This window comes from Mycobacterium sp. UM_WGJ, assembly GCF_000455125.1.
Lineage (GTDB): Bacteria > Actinomycetota > Actinomycetes > Mycobacteriales > Mycobacteriaceae > Mycobacterium.
Window position 1 is genome coordinate 65,813 of sequence record NZ_AUWR01000052.1, and the last position, 15,947, is coordinate 81,759.

At 68.8% G+C, this 15,947-nt stretch carries 14 protein-coding genes and 1 pseudogene; 12 read left to right on the forward strand and 3 right to left on the reverse strand.

Annotated features, from left to right (window positions below; all coding sequences use genetic code 11):
• Window positions 1–24: 24 nt before the first annotated feature.
• Window positions 25–1,899: a 2-isopropylmalate synthase gene (gene leuA / locus N416_RS0115640; protein WP_024443042.1), complete on the reverse strand. Its 1,875-nt coding sequence runs from the start codon at window positions 1,897–1,899 to the stop codon at window positions 25–27.
• Window positions 1,900–2,180: 281 nt separating this feature from the next.
• Between leuA and N416_RS0115645 the strand changes: the two genes are divergently transcribed.
• The 3 genes from N416_RS0115645 to N416_RS0115655 all read left to right on the forward strand — a co-directional run bounded on the left by N416_RS0115645 (window position 2,181) and on the right by N416_RS0115655 (window position 5,689).
• Window positions 2,181–3,446: an aspartate kinase gene (locus N416_RS0115645; protein WP_024443043.1), complete on the forward strand. Its 1,266-nt coding sequence runs from the start codon at window positions 2,181–2,183 to the stop codon at window positions 3,444–3,446.
• Window positions 3,447–4,493, forward strand: a complete 1,047-nt coding sequence (locus N416_RS0115650) for an aspartate-semialdehyde dehydrogenase (RefSeq protein ID WP_024443044.1) — start codon at window positions 3,447–3,449, stop codon at window positions 4,491–4,493.
• An 89-nt stretch (window positions 4,494–4,582) separates the two neighbouring features.
• On the forward strand, window positions 4,583–5,689 hold the full coding sequence (locus tag N416_RS0115655; protein ID WP_024443045.1) for a DUF4185 domain-containing protein: 1,107 nt from the start codon (window positions 4,583–4,585) through the stop codon (window positions 5,687–5,689).
• Here the strand turns inward: N416_RS0115655 and N416_RS0115660 are convergent.
• Window positions 5,682–6,428 (reverse strand): hypothetical protein, encoded by a 747-nt coding sequence (locus N416_RS0115660; RefSeq protein ID WP_024443046.1) that lies wholly within the window; start codon window positions 6,426–6,428, stop codon window positions 5,682–5,684. The genes N416_RS0115655 and N416_RS0115660 overlap by 8 nt on opposite strands.
• 250 nt (window positions 6,429–6,678) lie before the next feature.
• On the opposite strand from N416_RS0115660, the gene N416_RS0115665 reads away from it, so the two are divergent.
• The 9 genes from N416_RS0115665 (at window position 6,679) to egtE (ending at window position 15,099) form a co-directional block, all read left to right on the forward strand.
• The gene (locus N416_RS0115665) at window positions 6,679–7,014 is read left to right on the forward strand and encodes a hypothetical protein (protein ID WP_036458204.1); all 336 of its coding nucleotides are present in this window, start codon (window positions 6,679–6,681) and stop codon (window positions 7,012–7,014) included.
• Between the two features lie 81 nt (window positions 7,015–7,095).
• Complete coding sequence (locus N416_RS23315; RefSeq protein WP_024443048.1) at window positions 7,096–7,479, forward strand: hypothetical protein; 384 nt, start codon at window positions 7,096–7,098, stop codon at window positions 7,477–7,479.
• A gap of 134 nt (window positions 7,480–7,613) precedes the next feature.
• Window positions 7,614–9,062 (forward strand): catalase, encoded by a 1,449-nt coding sequence (locus tag N416_RS0115675; RefSeq protein ID WP_024443049.1) that lies wholly within the window; start codon window positions 7,614–7,616, stop codon window positions 9,060–9,062.
• The gene (locus tag N416_RS0115680; RefSeq protein WP_024443050.1) at window positions 9,055–9,717 is read left to right on the forward strand and encodes a sensor domain-containing protein; all 663 of its coding nucleotides are present in this window, start codon (window positions 9,055–9,057) and stop codon (window positions 9,715–9,717) included. The genes N416_RS0115675 and N416_RS0115680 overlap by 8 nt, the downstream gene beginning before the upstream one ends.
• A gap of 64 nt (window positions 9,718–9,781) precedes the next feature.
• Window positions 9,782–11,068 carry an ergothioneine biosynthesis glutamate--cysteine ligase EgtA gene (gene egtA / locus N416_RS0115685; RefSeq protein WP_024443051.1) on the forward strand — a complete coding sequence of 429 codons (1,287 nt, stop codon included), beginning with the start codon at window positions 9,782–9,784 and terminating at the stop codon, window positions 11,066–11,068.
• Window positions 11,065–12,354, forward strand: coding sequence for an ergothioneine biosynthesis protein EgtB (gene egtB / locus N416_RS0115690; protein ID WP_024443052.1), 1,290 nt, complete (start codon window positions 11,065–11,067; stop codon window positions 12,352–12,354). The genes egtA and egtB overlap by 4 nt, the downstream gene beginning before the upstream one ends.
• Window positions 12,354–13,055, forward strand: coding sequence for an ergothioneine biosynthesis protein EgtC (gene egtC / locus N416_RS0115695; protein WP_024443053.1), 702 nt, complete (start codon window positions 12,354–12,356; stop codon window positions 13,053–13,055). The genes egtB and egtC overlap by 1 nt, the downstream gene beginning before the upstream one ends.
• Window positions 13,052–14,020 (forward strand): L-histidine N(alpha)-methyltransferase, encoded by a 969-nt coding sequence (gene egtD, locus N416_RS0115700; RefSeq protein WP_024443054.1) that lies wholly within the window; start codon window positions 13,052–13,054, stop codon window positions 14,018–14,020. The genes egtC and egtD overlap by 4 nt, the downstream gene beginning before the upstream one ends.
• Window positions 14,017–15,099, forward strand: coding sequence for an ergothioneine biosynthesis PLP-dependent enzyme EgtE (gene egtE / locus N416_RS0115705; RefSeq protein WP_024443055.1), 1,083 nt, complete (start codon window positions 14,017–14,019; stop codon window positions 15,097–15,099). The genes egtD and egtE overlap by 4 nt, the downstream gene beginning before the upstream one ends.
• Window positions 15,100–15,118: 19 nt before the next feature.
• Here egtE and N416_RS23580 read toward each other — a convergent pair.
• A pseudogene (locus tag N416_RS23580) lies at window positions 15,119–15,947 on the reverse strand (hypothetical protein); the annotation flags it as partial.

The window sequence follows — 15,947 nt, forward strand, 5'->3', positions numbered from 1 at the left end:
CATGCCTGCCCCCCGTTGGTCGCGTCAGCCTAGCCGGGCCGCCCGGTTCACCGCGGAGACCACCGCGCGCAGCGACGCGGTGGTGATCGACGACGCGATCCCGACGCCCCACACGGTGTGGTCACCGGCTGTGCCTTCGGCGTGCCGACCCGCTTCGCCCGACTCCGTCGCGCTCGCGATCGTCACGCGCGCCTCCACGTATGCCGCGGCCTGGGCCTCCTCACCGGCACTCATCGCATGCTCGGAGTAGTCGAGCACGTGGACCTGTACACCGATCTGGCTCAGCGCGTCGACGAACGCGGCCAGCGGGCCGTTGCCGGCCCCGGTGATCTCCGTTTCCACCCCGTCGACCAGGACGGTGGCCTCGATACGGTCGGTGCCGTCGTCGGTCTCGGCCGCCAGCAGCTTCTGGTGCATCCGCTCCAGCGGCCGGATCGGGTTGAGGTATTCCTCGGCGAAGGCGTCCCACATCTCCTTCGGCGTGACCTCGCCGCCTTCGCCGTCGGTGAGTTGCTGGATGACCTTGGAGAACTCGATCTGCAGTCGGCGCGGCAGCACCAGGCCGTGGTCGGTCTTCATCACATACGCCACGCCGCCCTTGCCGGACTGCGAGTTGACCCGGATCACCGCTTCGTAGGTGCGGCCCACGTCGCGGGGGTCGATCGGCAGGTAGGGCACCTGCCAGAGCATGTCGTCGACGTCGGAGTCGGCGGCGTCGGCGTCGATCTTCATCTGGTCCAGGCCCTTGTTGATGGCGTCCTGGTGGCTGCCGGAGAACGCGGTGTAGACCAGGTCACCGCCGTAAGGGTGACGTTCGGGGACGTTGAGCTGGTTGCAGTACTCGACGGTGCGCCGGATCTCGTCGATGTTGGAGAAGTCGATCTGGGGATCCACGCCGCGCGAGAACAGGTTCAGGCCCAGCGTCACCAGGCAGACGTTGCCGGTGCGTTCGCCGTTGCCGAACAGGCAGCCCTCGATCCGGTCGGCCCCGGCCGCATAGCCCAGTTCCGCGGCGGCCACGGCAGTGCCGCGGTCGTTGTGCGGGTGCAGGCTCAGGATCACCGAGTCGCGGCGCTTCAGGTTGCGGCTCATCCACTCGATCGAGTCGGCGTAGACGTTCGGGGTGGCCATCTCCACGGTGGCCGGCAGGTTGAAGATGATCGGGTTATCCGGCGTCGGCTGGATCACGTCGCCGACGGCGTCACAGACCGCCTTGGCGTACTCCAGTTCGGTTCCGGTGTAGGACTCCGGCGAGTACTCGTAGCGCCACCGGGTGTCCGGGTACTTGGCCTGCTCCTCCAGACACTTGCGCGCCCCGGCCACCGCGATGGCCTGCACCGCCGCCTGGTCGGCCCGGAAAACCACCCGTCGCTGCAGCACCGACGTCGAGTTGTAGAAGTGCACGATCACATTCTTGGCGCCCGCGCAGGCCTCAAAGGTGCGCTCGATCAGCTCGTCACGGCATTGGGTCAGCACCTGCAGCGTGACGTCGTCGGGCACCGCGCCCTCGGTGATGATCTCGCGGACGAAGTCGAAGTCGGTCTGGCTGGCCGACGGGAAGCCGACCTCGATCTCCTTGTAGCCCATCGCCACCAGCAGGTCGAACATCCGCCGCTTTCGCGCCGGGCTCATCGGGTCGATCAGCGCCTGGTTGCCGTCGCGCAGGTCCACCGCACACCACAGCGGGGCGCGTTCGATGACGCGGTCCGGCCAGGTGCGGTCGGGCAGGACGATGTTCTCGACCTCGTCGGCGAAGCTGCGGTACCGGTTGACCGGCATTGCCGAGCCGCGCTGGGGGTTCCAGGCGGGCTGGCCGGCGCCTCGTGGCCCGGCGGGTGTGGTGATGGCACGGGTGGACGTGAAGGCGTCAGTGCTAGAAGGCTGGGAATAGGTGGTCACGATTTTCGCTCCGGCTTGTCAGGGACTTGTCCAGTGGACTCAAGAACCGGCGCATCGGCGAAACCCGCGACGGGGAGCCGGTCCTGGTCAGACCCCGTCGCGGCGTCCGAGCAGGAGCGCGCGTTGCACGTGGAGAAGTTTACACGCCGATCCCGTGGCCGCAGTGCGATGTCCTGGCACGTTGTCGCCCCGGAGGCCGAGTGAACCGGTGAAGTCCTTCCCCTATCCTTGTTGAGGTTCTTGTAGAGGCCCGATCAGTCAGATCGGCGGAAAGGACGACCGTGGCGCTCGTCGTGCAGAAATACGGCGGATCGTCGGTGGCCGACGCCGACCGGGTCCGCCGGGTCGCCGAGCGCATCGTCGACACCAAAAGAGCTGGTAACGAGGTCGTGGTGGTCTGCTCGGCGATGGGCGACACCACCGATGACTTGCTGGACCTCGCGCAGCAGGTGTGTTCTGCGCCGCCGGCTCGCGAACTGGACATGTTGCTGACCGCCGGAGAGCGGATCTCCAACGCCCTGGTCGCGATGGCCGTCGAGGAGCTGGGCTGCAACGCCCGCTCGTTCACCGGGTCGCAGGCCGGAGTCATCACCACCGGTGCGCACGGCAAGGCCAAGATCATCGACGTCACCCCGGGCCGGCTGCAGGCCGCGCTCGGCGAGGACCAGGTGGTGCTGGTTGCCGGTTTCCAGGGCGTCAGCCAGGACACCAAGGACGTCACCACGTTGGGCCGCGGTGGCTCGGACACCACCGCGGTCGCGCTGGCCGCGGCGCTCAAGGCCGACGTCTGCGAGATCTACACCGACGTCGACGGCATCTTCAGCGCCGACCCGCGCATCGTGCCCAACGCCAAGCGCCTGGACACCGTCACCTTCGAGGAGATGCTCGAACTGGCCGCATGCGGCGCCAAGGTGCTCATGCTGCGCTGCGTGGAGTATGCCCGCCGCTACCACCTGCCCATCCACGTCCGGTCCTCCTACTCGGACAAGCCCGGCACCATCGTTTCCGGATCGATCAAGGACATCCCCATGGAAGACGCCATCCTGACCGGAGTCGCGCACGACCGCAGCGAAGCCAAGGTGACTGTGGTCGGTATCCCCGACCTGCCCGGCTATGCGGCCAAGATCTTCCGTGCCGTCGCCGACGCCGACATCAACATCGACATGGTGTTGCAGAACGTCTCGAAGATCGAGGACGGCAAGACCGACATCACCTTCACCTGCCCGCGCGACAACGGGCCGGCCGCGGTGGCCAAGCTGGAGTCGCTCAAGAGCGAGATCGGCTTCACCGAGGTGCTCTACGACGCCAAGGTGGGCAAGGTGTCGCTGATCGGTGCCGGGATGCGCAGCCACCCGGGGGTGACGGCCACCTTCTGCGAGACGCTGGCCGACAACGGGGTCAACATCGATCTGATCTCCACCTCCGAGATTCGGATCTCGGTGCTGTGCGCCGAAGATGATCTGGACAAGGCCGTTGTTTCGCTGCACGAGGCGTTCGGCCTCGGCACGGACGAGGCGGCCACGGTCTACGGCGGGACGGGGCGCTAAATGGTTTCCATCGGTGTGGTCGGTGCGACCGGCCAGGTCGGCCAGGTGATGCGCACCTTGCTGGAGGAGCGCAACTTCCCGGCCGAGCAGGTGCGGTTCTTCGCCTCGGCCCGTTCGGCCGGACGCAAGCTGGGATTCCGCGGCGCCGAGATCGAGGTCGAGGACGCCGAGACCGCGGACCCGTCCGGGCTGGACATCGCGGTGTTCTCCGCCGGGGCGACGATGTCGCGGGTGCAGGCGCCGCGGTTCGCCGCCGCCGGGGTCACGGTGATCGACAACTCGTCGGCGTGGCGCAAGGATCCCGATGTCCCGCTGGTGGTCTCGGAGGTGAACTTCGACCGCGATGTGCGCGGGAAGCAGTTGGCCAAGGGGATCATCGCCAACCCGAACTGCACCACGATGGCGGCGATGCCGGTGCTCAAGCCGCTGCACGACGAGGCCGGCCTGACCCGGCTGATCGTCTCGACCTACCAGGCGGTTTCGGGCAGCGGGCTGGCCGGCGTGCAGGAGCTGGCGACGCAGGTCCGTGCGGTCATCGACGGCGCCGAGCAATTGGTGAACGACGGCGGCGCGGTCGATTTCCCGGCGCCGAACAAGTACGTCGCACCCATCGCGTTCAACGTGGTCGCGCTGGCGGGCTCGCTGGTCGACGACGGCTCGGGCGAGACCGACGAAGACCAGAAGCTGCGCTATGAGAGTCGCAAGATCCTCGGCGTGCCAGACCTTTTGGTGAGCGGCACGTGTGTTCGCGTGCCGGTGTTCACCGGGCACTCGCTGTCGATCAACGCGGAGTTCGCTCGCCCGCTGTCTCCGCAGCGGGCCGCCGAGATCCTGGCTGAGGCCCCGGGTGTGACGGTGACCGACGTGCCGACCCCGCTGGCTGCCGCCGGCGCCGACGACTCGCTGGTGGGCCGGATCCGGGTTGACCCGGGCGCTCCCGACGGGCGCGGACTGGCGCTGTTCGTCTCCGGGGACAACCTGCGTAAAGGCGCGGCGCTCAACACGATTCAGATCGCCGAGCTGCTGGCTGGGTCTTCCGGGTCCTGACCCGACAGCCCCGGGCGTCGAACGTGCGCTCAGCGCGAGATTTCCGAAGAACTCTCGGACGGAGTGCGCGCTCGGCGGGGTCGGCGCTGATGACAATGCTGGTGGCTCTGCCTGCTGTGGCGCACGCCGAGCCGCCCGCGCCCATCCCGCGTCCGGTGCTGTGGCCGCTGGCCGAAGGTCAAGTGGTGCGGATCGGCCCCAGCGCCGGAACCGGAACGCCCACCGGCGATTACGGTATCGGCGCCACCGACCTGTGTGAGTTCATGGAGTTCCCCAGCGCGGTGCTGCAGATCTGCGGGGACAGCTTCGCCGGCCAGGGTGTCGGGTATGGCGGCTGGTATTCGCCGATCGCACTGCGGCTGGACCCCGATTCGGTCGACGACTCCGACGGGGTGCGCTACACCGGGGTGCTCGGGGTGGACAGGCCGTTGCTGGCCGATCCGGGGCCGGCGGGCAGTACGCAGCTGCCGGCCGGAATCGTCTCGATCAACCGGACCAACTATCTGATGGTGACCACCGCCAAGATGCTGGTTCCGCAGAGCTCACGGCTGGTGAAAGCCGATCCGGCGCAACCGGGTTGGCAGACGGTGCCGGGATCGGCGCGGCCCGCCTCCTATCAGGATTACGGCCAGTCCCAGATCAGTGGTTACTACGACCCGGTTCCGGCTCCGGACTCACCCACCGGCTGGGTGTACCTGGTGGCCAACAACTTTGACCGCAGCGCATCGGTGACGCTGTACCGGGTCGCACCGGCCGAGTTCACCGACCGCTCGGCCTGGCAGGGCTGGTCGGCCGACAAAGGCTGGGGGCACAAGCCCACGCCATTGTGGAACGACCAGATCGGCGAGCTGAGCCTGCGCCAGATCGACGGCAGGCCGGTGCTGTCCTACTTCAACGGCACCACCGGCAACATGGAGGTGCGCGTGGCCTACGAACCGACCGGGTTGGGCACCGCCCCGGTGACCACGGTGGTGCAGCACGCCGAGTGGCCGGATCCGCCGGTGCCCGTGGAGACCTTGCCGGCCCCGTTCGACAACCGGCTGGCCCAGCCCTACGGCGGCTACATCTCACCCGGATCGACCCTCGATGAGCTACGGATATTCGTCAGCCAGTGGAACACCCAGCCGCGTGACCGCGCGCCCTACCGGGTGATCCAGTTCGCGGTGAACCCGTTCAAGCCCTGGTCGGTCAGCTGAACAGGCTCCACAGCCCGGACCAGAAGTCCGTGCCGCCGTCACCGAGGAGGTTGGCGTCGGCGTCGGCCGGGTTGAACGGGTTGCCGTCCGGGGCGTAGTCCTGGACGTAGTCGCCGACGGCGCTCGCTTCGTTGTTGCTGCTGCCGTCCCAGCCGGCGTAGGCGATGGCGTGCAAGCCTTCGGCGGTGGCGGTGTTGTAGTGGCTGTCGTAGACGCCTGGCACCACCGAGGCGCCCGCACTGGCGACGGCGTAATCGCCGGTCGCGGTGGCCACGTTGCCGTTGCCCCACGCCGCTGAAGCGCTGGCGTGATCGCCGATCGCGGAGGCGTAGTTGAACGATCCGGTGTCCCCGACCACGGCGAGGCTGTGGTCGCCCTGGGCGGACGCGTAGTTGAACAAGCCGCTCATGGCGTTGGCGTCCGAGTAGTCGCCGTAGGCGATCGCGAAGTTGCCGAAGCTTGACGACGCGGACGCGGTCCCCAGCGTGAGCAGATCGAATCCGCTGATCGAGATGGCGATGCTACCGAAGCCGTCGGGCAGGGTGGGCAGCGATACCGCCGCCGCGGTGCCGATCGTGGCGGCCGCGTCACCAACGTCCGCTGCGGCGAAGGCGGCGGCGACGCCCAGCGCACCGGCGCCGCCGTCCGCCGAGGTTGTCCCGGCCAAAGCGACGCCCGGCGTCGTCGCCAGGGCGGCCCCGATACCCAACCCGGCAGCCAATACGCTCAGGCTTCCCATACGTTTCAGATTTCCCATTGTCGTGCCTTCCCCTCCTGGTAACCGCCTTGTTGGCTGGTTCTGAGAGCGATGCTAGGAGCGCGGGGCGGGGCGGGGATACAGGGTTTTCCCTGGACTTTCTGACCCTATTTATAGGGTGGCGTCCGGCTGTTCGGGGGCCGGTGGACCGCCCGGCCGGCGCATGCGCTCATAGCGGATGCATAGCCAAGACCTAGCGGTGCCGGGTGTTGCCCCCGGCAAGATGCCTTACATGAGCGAAACACCCGTCACCACAACCCCTCCGCCGGCACCGCCGGGTGAGCCCAAGCCCTACTGGCTCTACCGGCTCGCGGCCTGGGTCGCGATCGTCGCTGGCATCGTCTTCATCGTCTCGTCGATCTTCTTGGCCGGAGTCTGGGTCAGCCGCGGCGGTCCGGGCGGGCACCACTGCCATGGACATCACGGCCACCACGGCCAACACGCGATGTTTCACAAGGGCCACCACCGCGGCCCGGGACCGATGGGACCCGGCCCGGACCAGCGAGGACCCGGTGAGCTGCCGCCATCGGTGAGCACCCAGGCCCCGCCGTCCCCACCCGGCCGGTAACCCGTCCCGGCCACGAGCAACCGGCCGCCGCCCCTCCCGAAGGGCGGCGGCCGGCGTCGTTCTGGGGCATGATTGATCGGTATGAGCGAGTCGCCAGTCCCCGCCCAAGCTCCTCCGCCGGCGCCGCCGCCACCGCCGAACCGGCTCTACCAAGCCGCGGCCTGGGTGGTGATCGTCGCCGGAACCGTCTTCGTCGCCGCCGTCATCTTCGGCACCGGTGTTTACCTCAGCGGCGGCGGTTGGCACGGGCACCACCGCCATGGCCCGTGCATGATGCATCACGGCCCGCCGATGGGTCCCGATTTCGGGCCGGGCGGGCCCGGTTTCGGGCCAGCGGGTCCCGGTGCGGAACCACACTGGCCAGGTCCCCGGTCGGCCGGCCCGGGCAATGGCCCGGGCGGGCCCGGCGGGCCACCAGCGCCGCCGCCACCACCTCCGCCGTCGGCGCCGCCACCGCACCGCTGATCCTTTCCAAAGCTGCCGCGTGCGCGGCGTCCTGCGCGATGTGCCATGTCGGCCGCAGGTGACCGCACACTCGTTGGCGATCTGAGTCAAACACGTTGATTCACAAGCGCTTGAGCACAGGAGGAGACAGACAGATGACCGAGCACCACACCACCACCGACTCCGGAATCCCGGCGCCCAGCGACGGCGAATCGCTGACGATCGGCCCCGATGGCCCCATCCTGTTGCAGGACCACTACCTGATCGAACAGATGGCGATGTTCAACCGGGAGCGCACCCCCGAACGTCAGCCGCACGCCAAAGGTGGTGGGGCGTTCGGTCACTTCGAGGTCACCGCAGACGTCACCGCATACACCAGGGCCGCGGTGTTCGCGCCGGGCGCCAAGACCGAGACGCTGACAAGGTTCTCCACCGTCGCCGGCGAGCGGGGCAGCCCAGACACCTGGCGGGACCCCCGCGGTTTCGCGACGAAGTTCTACACCTCGGAGGGCAACTTCGACCTGGTCGGCAACAACACCCCGGTCTTCTTCATGCGTGACCCGCTGAAGTTCCAGCACTTCATTCGCTCCCAGAAGCGTCGCGCGGCCAGCAACCTGCGCGACCACAACATGCAGTGGGACTTCTGGAGCCTCACCCCGGAGTCGGCTCACCAGGTCACCTGGCTGATGGGGGACCGGGGTATTCCGAAGGACTGGCGCCACATGAACGGCTACTCCAGCCACACCTACAGCTGGATCAACGCCGCCGGAGAGATCTTCTGGGTCAAGTACCACTTCATCAGCGACCAGGGCGTGGATTTCCTCACCCAGGAGGAGGCCGACCGGTTGGCCGGCGTCGATGCCGACTTCCACCAGCGGGACCTGTATGAGGCGATCGAGCGCGGGGAGTATCCGAGTTGGACGCTGAAGATGCAGATCATGCCATTCGAGGAGGCAAAGACCTACCGCTACAACCCGTTTGATCTGACGAAGGTGTGGCCGCACGCCGACTATCCGCTGATCGACGTCGGCAAGCTGACCCTGGATCGCAACGTCAGCGACTACCACAGTGAGATCGAGCAGGCGGCGTTCCAGCCCAACAACATGGTGCCCGGCACCGGCCTGAGCCCGGACAAGATGTTGCTGGCCCGGGGTTTCTCCTACGCCGACGCCCACCGGGCCCGGATCGGGACGAACTACAGCCAATTGCCGGTCAACGCACCGAAATCCGAGGTGCACAGCTACTCCAAGGACGGTGCCATGCGGTTCGTCAATGCGACGGACCCGGTGTACGCACCGAACTCGATGGGCGGACCCAAGGCTGACCCCGCCCGTGCCGCCGAAGTGCGCTGGCACGCCGACGGAGACATGGTGCGCGCTGCCTACACGCTGCGGCCCGACGACGACGACTTCAGTCAGGCTCGGACCCTGGTCCGCGACGTCCTCGACGACGATGCGCGGAAGCGATTGGCCGCCAACATTATTGGGCATGTTTCAGCCGGTGTCACCGAGCCGGTGCTGTCCCGGGTGTTCGAGTACTGGCGCAACGTCGACCCCGATCTGGGCAGCGCGGTGGAGGCCGGGGTGCGGGCCAACCTTGCCTGACGCCCGACGGGCCGCGGCAACCCTGGCGGCGGGGCTGGGGCTGGCCGCAGCAGGTGCAGCGGTCGCTCCGCTCGCCGCCGCCGGGCCGTCGGAACCCGGCGTGGTCTCCTACGCGGTGCTGCCGAAGGGATCGGTCGGCAACATCGTGGGCGCCCCGATGGGCTTCGAGGCCGTCTCCGGCCAGCCTTTCCAGGCCTTCTGGGTCGACGACCCGGCATGCAACAACTGGGCCGACATCGGACTGCCCGAGGTCTACAACGATCCCGACCTGGCGTCGTTCAACAGCGCCGTCAGCCAGACCTCGGCCAACGACCAGAGACACTTCGCCAAGCAGGCGGTGGGCGTGTTCGCCACCAACGATGCTGCGGCCGCGGCGTTTCACCGTGTCGTCGACCGGACCGGCGGCTGTCCGGGCCGCACCACCGCGATGCATCTGGACAACGGAGCCACCCAGGTCTGGGAGTTCAGCGGTGGGCCTGCCACGGCTACGGATGCGGCCTGGACCAAGCAGGAGGCCGGCACCGACCGGCGCTGCTTCAACCAGACCCGGCTGCGGGCCAACGTCTTGTTGCAGGCCAAGGTCTGCCAGTCCGGTAACGCCGGCCCAGCGGTGAACGTGCTGGCAGGGGCGATGCAGAACTCCTTGGGGCAGTGATCACCCGTCCTCTTGTCGCCCCTCTCCGGTAGCGTCGGGAGGATCGACGGGCGGAGGGGTTGATATGGGGTTCGCCGCGGCGACGCAGCTGTCCCGCGGAGATGAAGCCTGCCTGGGCGGCCCCGAACTGGCCGGTGCCTCCGACGCCGCCGACTACATCACGCAGCGGTGCCTCACCGACGCCCCGCACGGCCGGGTGGGTTTGGAGATCGAGGCGCACTGCTTCGACCCCACCGACCCGCACCGCCGGCCCGGCTGGGCCGAGATCGGTGACGTGCTGCGGTCGCTGCCGGCCTTGCCGGGCGGCAGCGTCGTCACGGTCGAGCCCGGCGGCGCTGTGGAGCTCTCCGGCCCGCCGCTGACCGATGCGCTCTCCGCGATCGACGCGATGGCGGCCGACCAGGCGCTGCTGCGGGCGGCTTTCGCGGACGCCGGCCTGGGACTGGTGCAGCTGGGGGCAGACCCGCTGCGGCCCACCGAGCGGGTCAACCCCGGTGAGCGCTACGCGGCGATGGAACAGTTCTTCGCCGCCAGCCACACCGGTTCGGCCGGTGCGGCGATGATGACGTCCACGGCCTCGGTCCAGCTCAACCTGGATGCCGGTACCCGCTCGGGTTGGGCCGACCGGGTCCGGCTGGCCCACGCGCTGGGCCCGACGATGGTCGCGATCGCCGCGAACTCCCCGCTGCTGTCCGGGGAGTTCTCCGGCTGGCGCTCCACCCGGCAGCGGGTGTGGAGCCGGCTGGACTCGGCGCGCTGCGGTCCCGTCCTCGGCCTTGACGGCACCGACCCCGCCACCGATTGGGCGCGGTACGCGCTCAAAGCGCCCGTCATGCTCGTGCATACACCCGAAGCGATTCCGGTCTGCCGCTACGTGCCGTTCGCCGACTGGGCTGACGGAAGGGTGCGGCTCGGCGGTCGCCGCGCCGGCACCAAAGACCTCGACTACCACCTGACCACGTTGTTTCCGCCGGTGCGTCCGCGCGGATGGCTGGAGATCCGCTACCTCGACAGTGTTGACGACAGCCTCTGGCCGGCACTGGTATTCACCCTGGCCACCCTCCTCGATGACCCGGTGGCCGCGGACAGCGCCGCCGACGCCGTCGCCCCCGTCGCCACCGCCTGGGACGTCGCCGCCCGGATCGGCCTGGCCGACCCACGGTTGCACGCCGCCGCCCGACGCTGCGTGGGACTGGTCGCTGACCGGGTCCCCGCGTCCCTGCGTGACGGGATGGATCGCCTGGTCGGCATGGTCGAACGAGGCCGCTGCCCGGCCGACGACGTCACCGACGAAGTGACCCGGTCCGACGCCACGGCGATGGTGACCCGATTGGCGCGCGGACAGTTATGACCACATCCGAAATATTGGCCCGCGATCTGACCCGGGCGCGGCAGCGCACGCTGACGCTCGTCGATTTCGACGACGCCGAGCTGCACCGCCAGTACGACCCGCTGATGAGCCCGCTGGTGTGGGACCTGGCTCATATCGGTCAGCAGGAGGAGCTGTGGCTGTTGCGTGACGGGGACCCGGCGCGGTCCGGCATGCTGCCGGCCGATGTCGAGGGCCTCTACGATGCCTTCATCCATCCGCGGGCCAGCCGGGTCGATCTACCGCTGTTGGCGCCTGAACAGGCCCGGAAGTATTGCGCCACCGTGCGTTCCAAGGTTTTCGACAAGCTGGATTCGCTGCCCGGTGACGTGGGGCAGTCGCCGGACGGGTTCGTATTCGGCTTGGTCCTCAGTCATGAACATCAGCACGACGAGACCATGCTGCAGGCGCTGAACCTCCGTGCCGGTGCACCGCTGCTCGGCGCGGGCGACGGCCTGCCCGCCGGTCGGTCCGACCTGGCCGGAACCTCCGTGCTGGTACCCGGCGGTGAATTCGTGCTCGGCGTCGATGCCGCCGGCGAGCCGTTCTCGCTCGACAACGAACGCCCCGCCCACCGTGTCGATGTGGCGGCGTTCCGGATCGGCCGGGTGCCGGTGACCAACCGGGAATGGCGGGTGTTCATCGACGACGGCGGCTATCGGCAACCGCAGTGGTGGAGCGAACGCGGTTGGCGCCACTGCGTGCAGGCCGGGTTGACGGCGCCGGAGTTCTGGGGCCCCGATCACCGATCCCGGGTCCGGTTCGGCCACGCCGAGGATCTTCCCGACGACGAGCCGGTGCAGCACGTCAGTTATTTCGAGGCGCAGGCATACGCGGCCTGGGCCGGGGCCCGGCTGCCCACCGAGGTCGAATGGGAGAAGGCCTGCGCGTGGGATCCAGCCGTCGGCGCGCGACGCCGCTACCCCTGGGGTGACACCGAACCGTCGGCCGAGCTGGCCAACCTGGGCGGCGCGGCGCTGCGACCTGCGCCGGTCGGATCCTATCCGGGCGGGGCGTCGGCCTATGGCGCGCAACAACTCCTCGGCGACGTCTGGGAGTGGACCAGTTCGGCACTGCAGCCGTGGCCGGGCTTTTCTCCGATGATCTACCAACGCTATTCGGAACCGTTCTTCGGCGGCGACTACCGGGTGCTGCGTGGCGGCTCGTGGGCGGTGGCCCGCGAGATCCTGCGGCCGAGCTTTCGTAACTGGGACCACCCCTATCGGCGGCAGATCTTCGCCGGTGTCCGACTGGCCTGGGACGCCTGATGTGTCGACACCTGGGCTGGCTGGGCAAACCGCGGTCATTGGCCGAGCTGATGCTGGAACCGCCGCAGGGTCTGCTCGTGCAGTCCTATGCTCCGCGCCGGCAGCAGCACGGGCTGCTCAACGCCGACGGTTGGGGCGCAGGCTTTTTCGATGCCTCCCAGGGCGGGCCGCCGCGCCGGTGGCGCAGCGCGGCGCCGCTGTGGAGCGACGGGTCGTTCGCCTCGATCGCCCCGGTGCTGGCCAGCCACTGCGTGGTGGCCGCGGTGCGTTCGGCGACCGTCGGGATGCCCATCGAGGCCAGCGCCACCGCGCCGTTCACCGATGGCGGTTGGCTGCTGTCACACAACGGCGTGGTGAACCGTGAGGTCCTGGCCACTACAAGGGGTGCCGAATCGGTCTGTGACAGTGCCGTACTGGCTGCGGTGATCTTCGACCGGGGGGTGGAGTCGTTGGGTGAGGTGATCACCGAGATCGGTGCGGCCGACCCGCACGCACGACTGAACATTTTGGCCGCCAACGGTTCCCGAATGTTGGCGACGACGTGGGGAGATACCTTGTCGATGTTGCACGGTGCCGATGGTGTGGTGCTGGCCAGCGAGCCCTACGACGACGACCCGCGCTGGGTGGATATCCCAGATTGTCACCTGGTCGATGCGCACGACGGAGAGGTCCGTGTCACCGCTCTGGGCGTGGCCCGATGACGGGGGTCACTGTCGCCAATCACCTGGCCGCCGACGCGGCTCGCACCGCACTGCGGGCGGATGTCCGCCACGGGCTCACGCAGCATCCGAAGTTTTTACCGCCCAAGTGGTTCTACGACGATATCGGCAGTGAGCTGTTCGACCGGATCACCCGGCTGCCCGAGTACTACCCGACCCGCGCCGAGGCGGAGATTCTGCGAGCACGTTCGGCCGAGGTGGCGGCGCTGTCGGGCGCGGACACCCTGGTAGAGCTGGGCAGCGGCACCTCAGAGAAGACCCGGTTGCTGCTGGACGCGCTGCAGGACGCCGGTGCGTTGCGCCGATTCATCCCGTTCGACGTAGACGCCGGGGTACTGGAGACGGCGGGGGAAGCGATCGCCCGTGACTATCCCGGCGTGCGCGTGGATGGCGTCTGCGGCGATTTCGAGCACCATCTGGCCCAGATCCCCGACGGCGGCAGGCGCCTGTTCGTATTTCTGGGATCGACCATCGGCAACCTGACGGCGGGCCCGCGTGCCGACTTCCTGGCCGGCCTCGCCGCAGTCATGCACGACGGCGATGGTCTGCTGCTGGGCACCGATCTGGTCAAAGACACCGACAGGCTGGTGCGTGCCTACGACGATGCGGCCGGGGTGACCGCGGCGTTCAACCGCAATGTGCTCGCGGTGGTGAACCGTGAACTCGACGCCGACTTCGACCTGGACGAGTTTGCCCATGTGGCGCGCTGGAATTCGGCGGAACAGCGCATCGAGATGTGGCTGCGGGCGCGCCGCGCCCAGCATGTCCTGATCGGTGCGCTGGATCTGGCTGTCGATTTCGCGGCCGGTGAGGAGATGCTGACCGAGGTGTCCTGCAAATTCCGACCGGAGCAGGTGGCCGAGGAACTGGCCGCGGCGGGACTGCGGCGCCGACGGTGGTGGACCGACGCGGCAGGCGATTTCGGCCTGTCGCTCGCCATCAAATGAGCCGCGCCGATAACTGGCGCGCCGCGCGCCCACCGGTCGCCGGGCTGCACCTGGACAGTGCGGCCTGCTCACGGCAGAGCTATGCAGCACTGGACGCCGCAGCACAGCATGCCCGCCACGAAGCCGAGGTCGGTGGCTATGTCGCCGCCGAGGCAGCCGTACCGGTACTGGATGCCGGGCGGGCGGCTTTCGGCGCATTGACCGGCATGGCCGATGCCGACGTGGTGTTCACCACGGGCTCGCGAAATGCTTTGGACCTACTTCTGTCCCGGTGGCCGGACACCCAGCGCACCCTGGCTTGCCTGCCCGGTGAATACGGCCCGAATCTGGCGGTGATGGCGGCGCACGGGTTCAGCTGGCGGACGCTGCCGGTGGACCCCGCCGGCCGCCTGATACTCGACGAGGCGGCGGCTGCACTAGCCGCCGACCCGCCGAGCCTGGTGCACCTGACCCCGGTCGGCAGTCACCGCGGGCTGGTGCAGCCCCTGGCGCAGGCGGCGGACATCTGCCGGTCGGTCGGCGTTCCGCTGGTGGTGGACGCGGCGCAGGCCCTGGGGCAGATCGACTGCGCCGTCGGCGCCGATGCGGTCTATTCGTCGTCACGCAAGTGGATTGCCGGGCCGCGCGGGGTCGGGGCGCTGGCGGTACGGCCGGCGTTGGCCGCACTGTCGGCGCCCGGACCGGAGGCAGGTGACGTCAATGTGGCTGCGCAGGTGGGCTTCTCCGTTGCGTTGGGCGAACATCTGGCGGCCGGGCCGGCAGCGGTTCGCGCTGAGCTGGCCGGGGTAGGCGCCCGGAGCCGACGGGTGCTGGCACAGCTACCCGGCTGGCGGGTGGTCGAACCGATCGATGAGCCGAGCGCCATCACCACTTTGGTGCCGCCGGCCGGCATCGATCCGGTGGCGGTGCGTGCGTGGCTCATCGCCGAGCACAAGATCGTGACCACCGCAGCCGGAGTTGAACGCGCACCGCTGGAGCTGACCTCGCCCGTGCTGCGGATCTCACCGCACCTCGACACCACCGACGCAGACTTGGAGGTACTCGCAGCAGCGTTGGCCGGTGCGCGGCACAGCCGATGAAGGCCGTTCGCGGCGAACGCTAGTGGCCGAACAGGCCTTTGCCGCCGCCGCCGAATAGGCCCTTGCCTCCGCCGCCGAAGAGTCCACCGCCTCCGCCGCCGAAGATCCCACCGCCGGGCTTTCCGCCGCCGAAGATTCCGCCGGGGTTGCCTCCGCCGCCGAAGATGCCACCGGGCTTTCCGCCGCCGCCGAACATGCCCCCACCCAGGTTGGGCATGGACGGTGCGCTCGGTGCGGGCAGTGAGGGCAGCGAGGGTGCCTTGGGTGCCGGTAGCGATGGCAGCGAGGGAGCTTGCGGTGCGGGGAACGACGGTAGCGAGGGAGCTTGCGGTGCGGGGAACGACGGCAGTGCGGGAGCTTGCGGTGCGGGGAACGACGGTAGCGAGGGAGCTTGCGGTGCGGGGAACGACGGCAGTGCGGGCGCCTGTGGTGCGGGCAGCGACGGTAGCGCCGGGGCCTGGGGGACCGGAAGCCCGGCCGGGGGGCCTGAATTCGGCAGCTGGATCGGCAGATTCGGTAGTTGGATTCCCGGGTTGGGGCTGACGGCCGGTGCGTCGGGAACCTTGATCGGCAGTTCAGGCAGCTGAATGCCGGGGTTGGGGTTGACGACGGGCAGGTCCGGGACCTGAACCGGCGGATCCGGCAGTGTCACCACCGGTGGGTTCGGCTTGATCACCGGAATCTCGGGTTTGACGACCGGGGGATCAGGCTTGATCACCGGAATCTCGGGTTTGACGACCGGCGGGTTCGGCTTGATCACCGGCGGAATCGGTTTGATCACCGGAGGATTGGGCTTCACCACCGGGGGATCGGGGAGTTCGACCGGAGGATTGGGCTTCACGACCGGG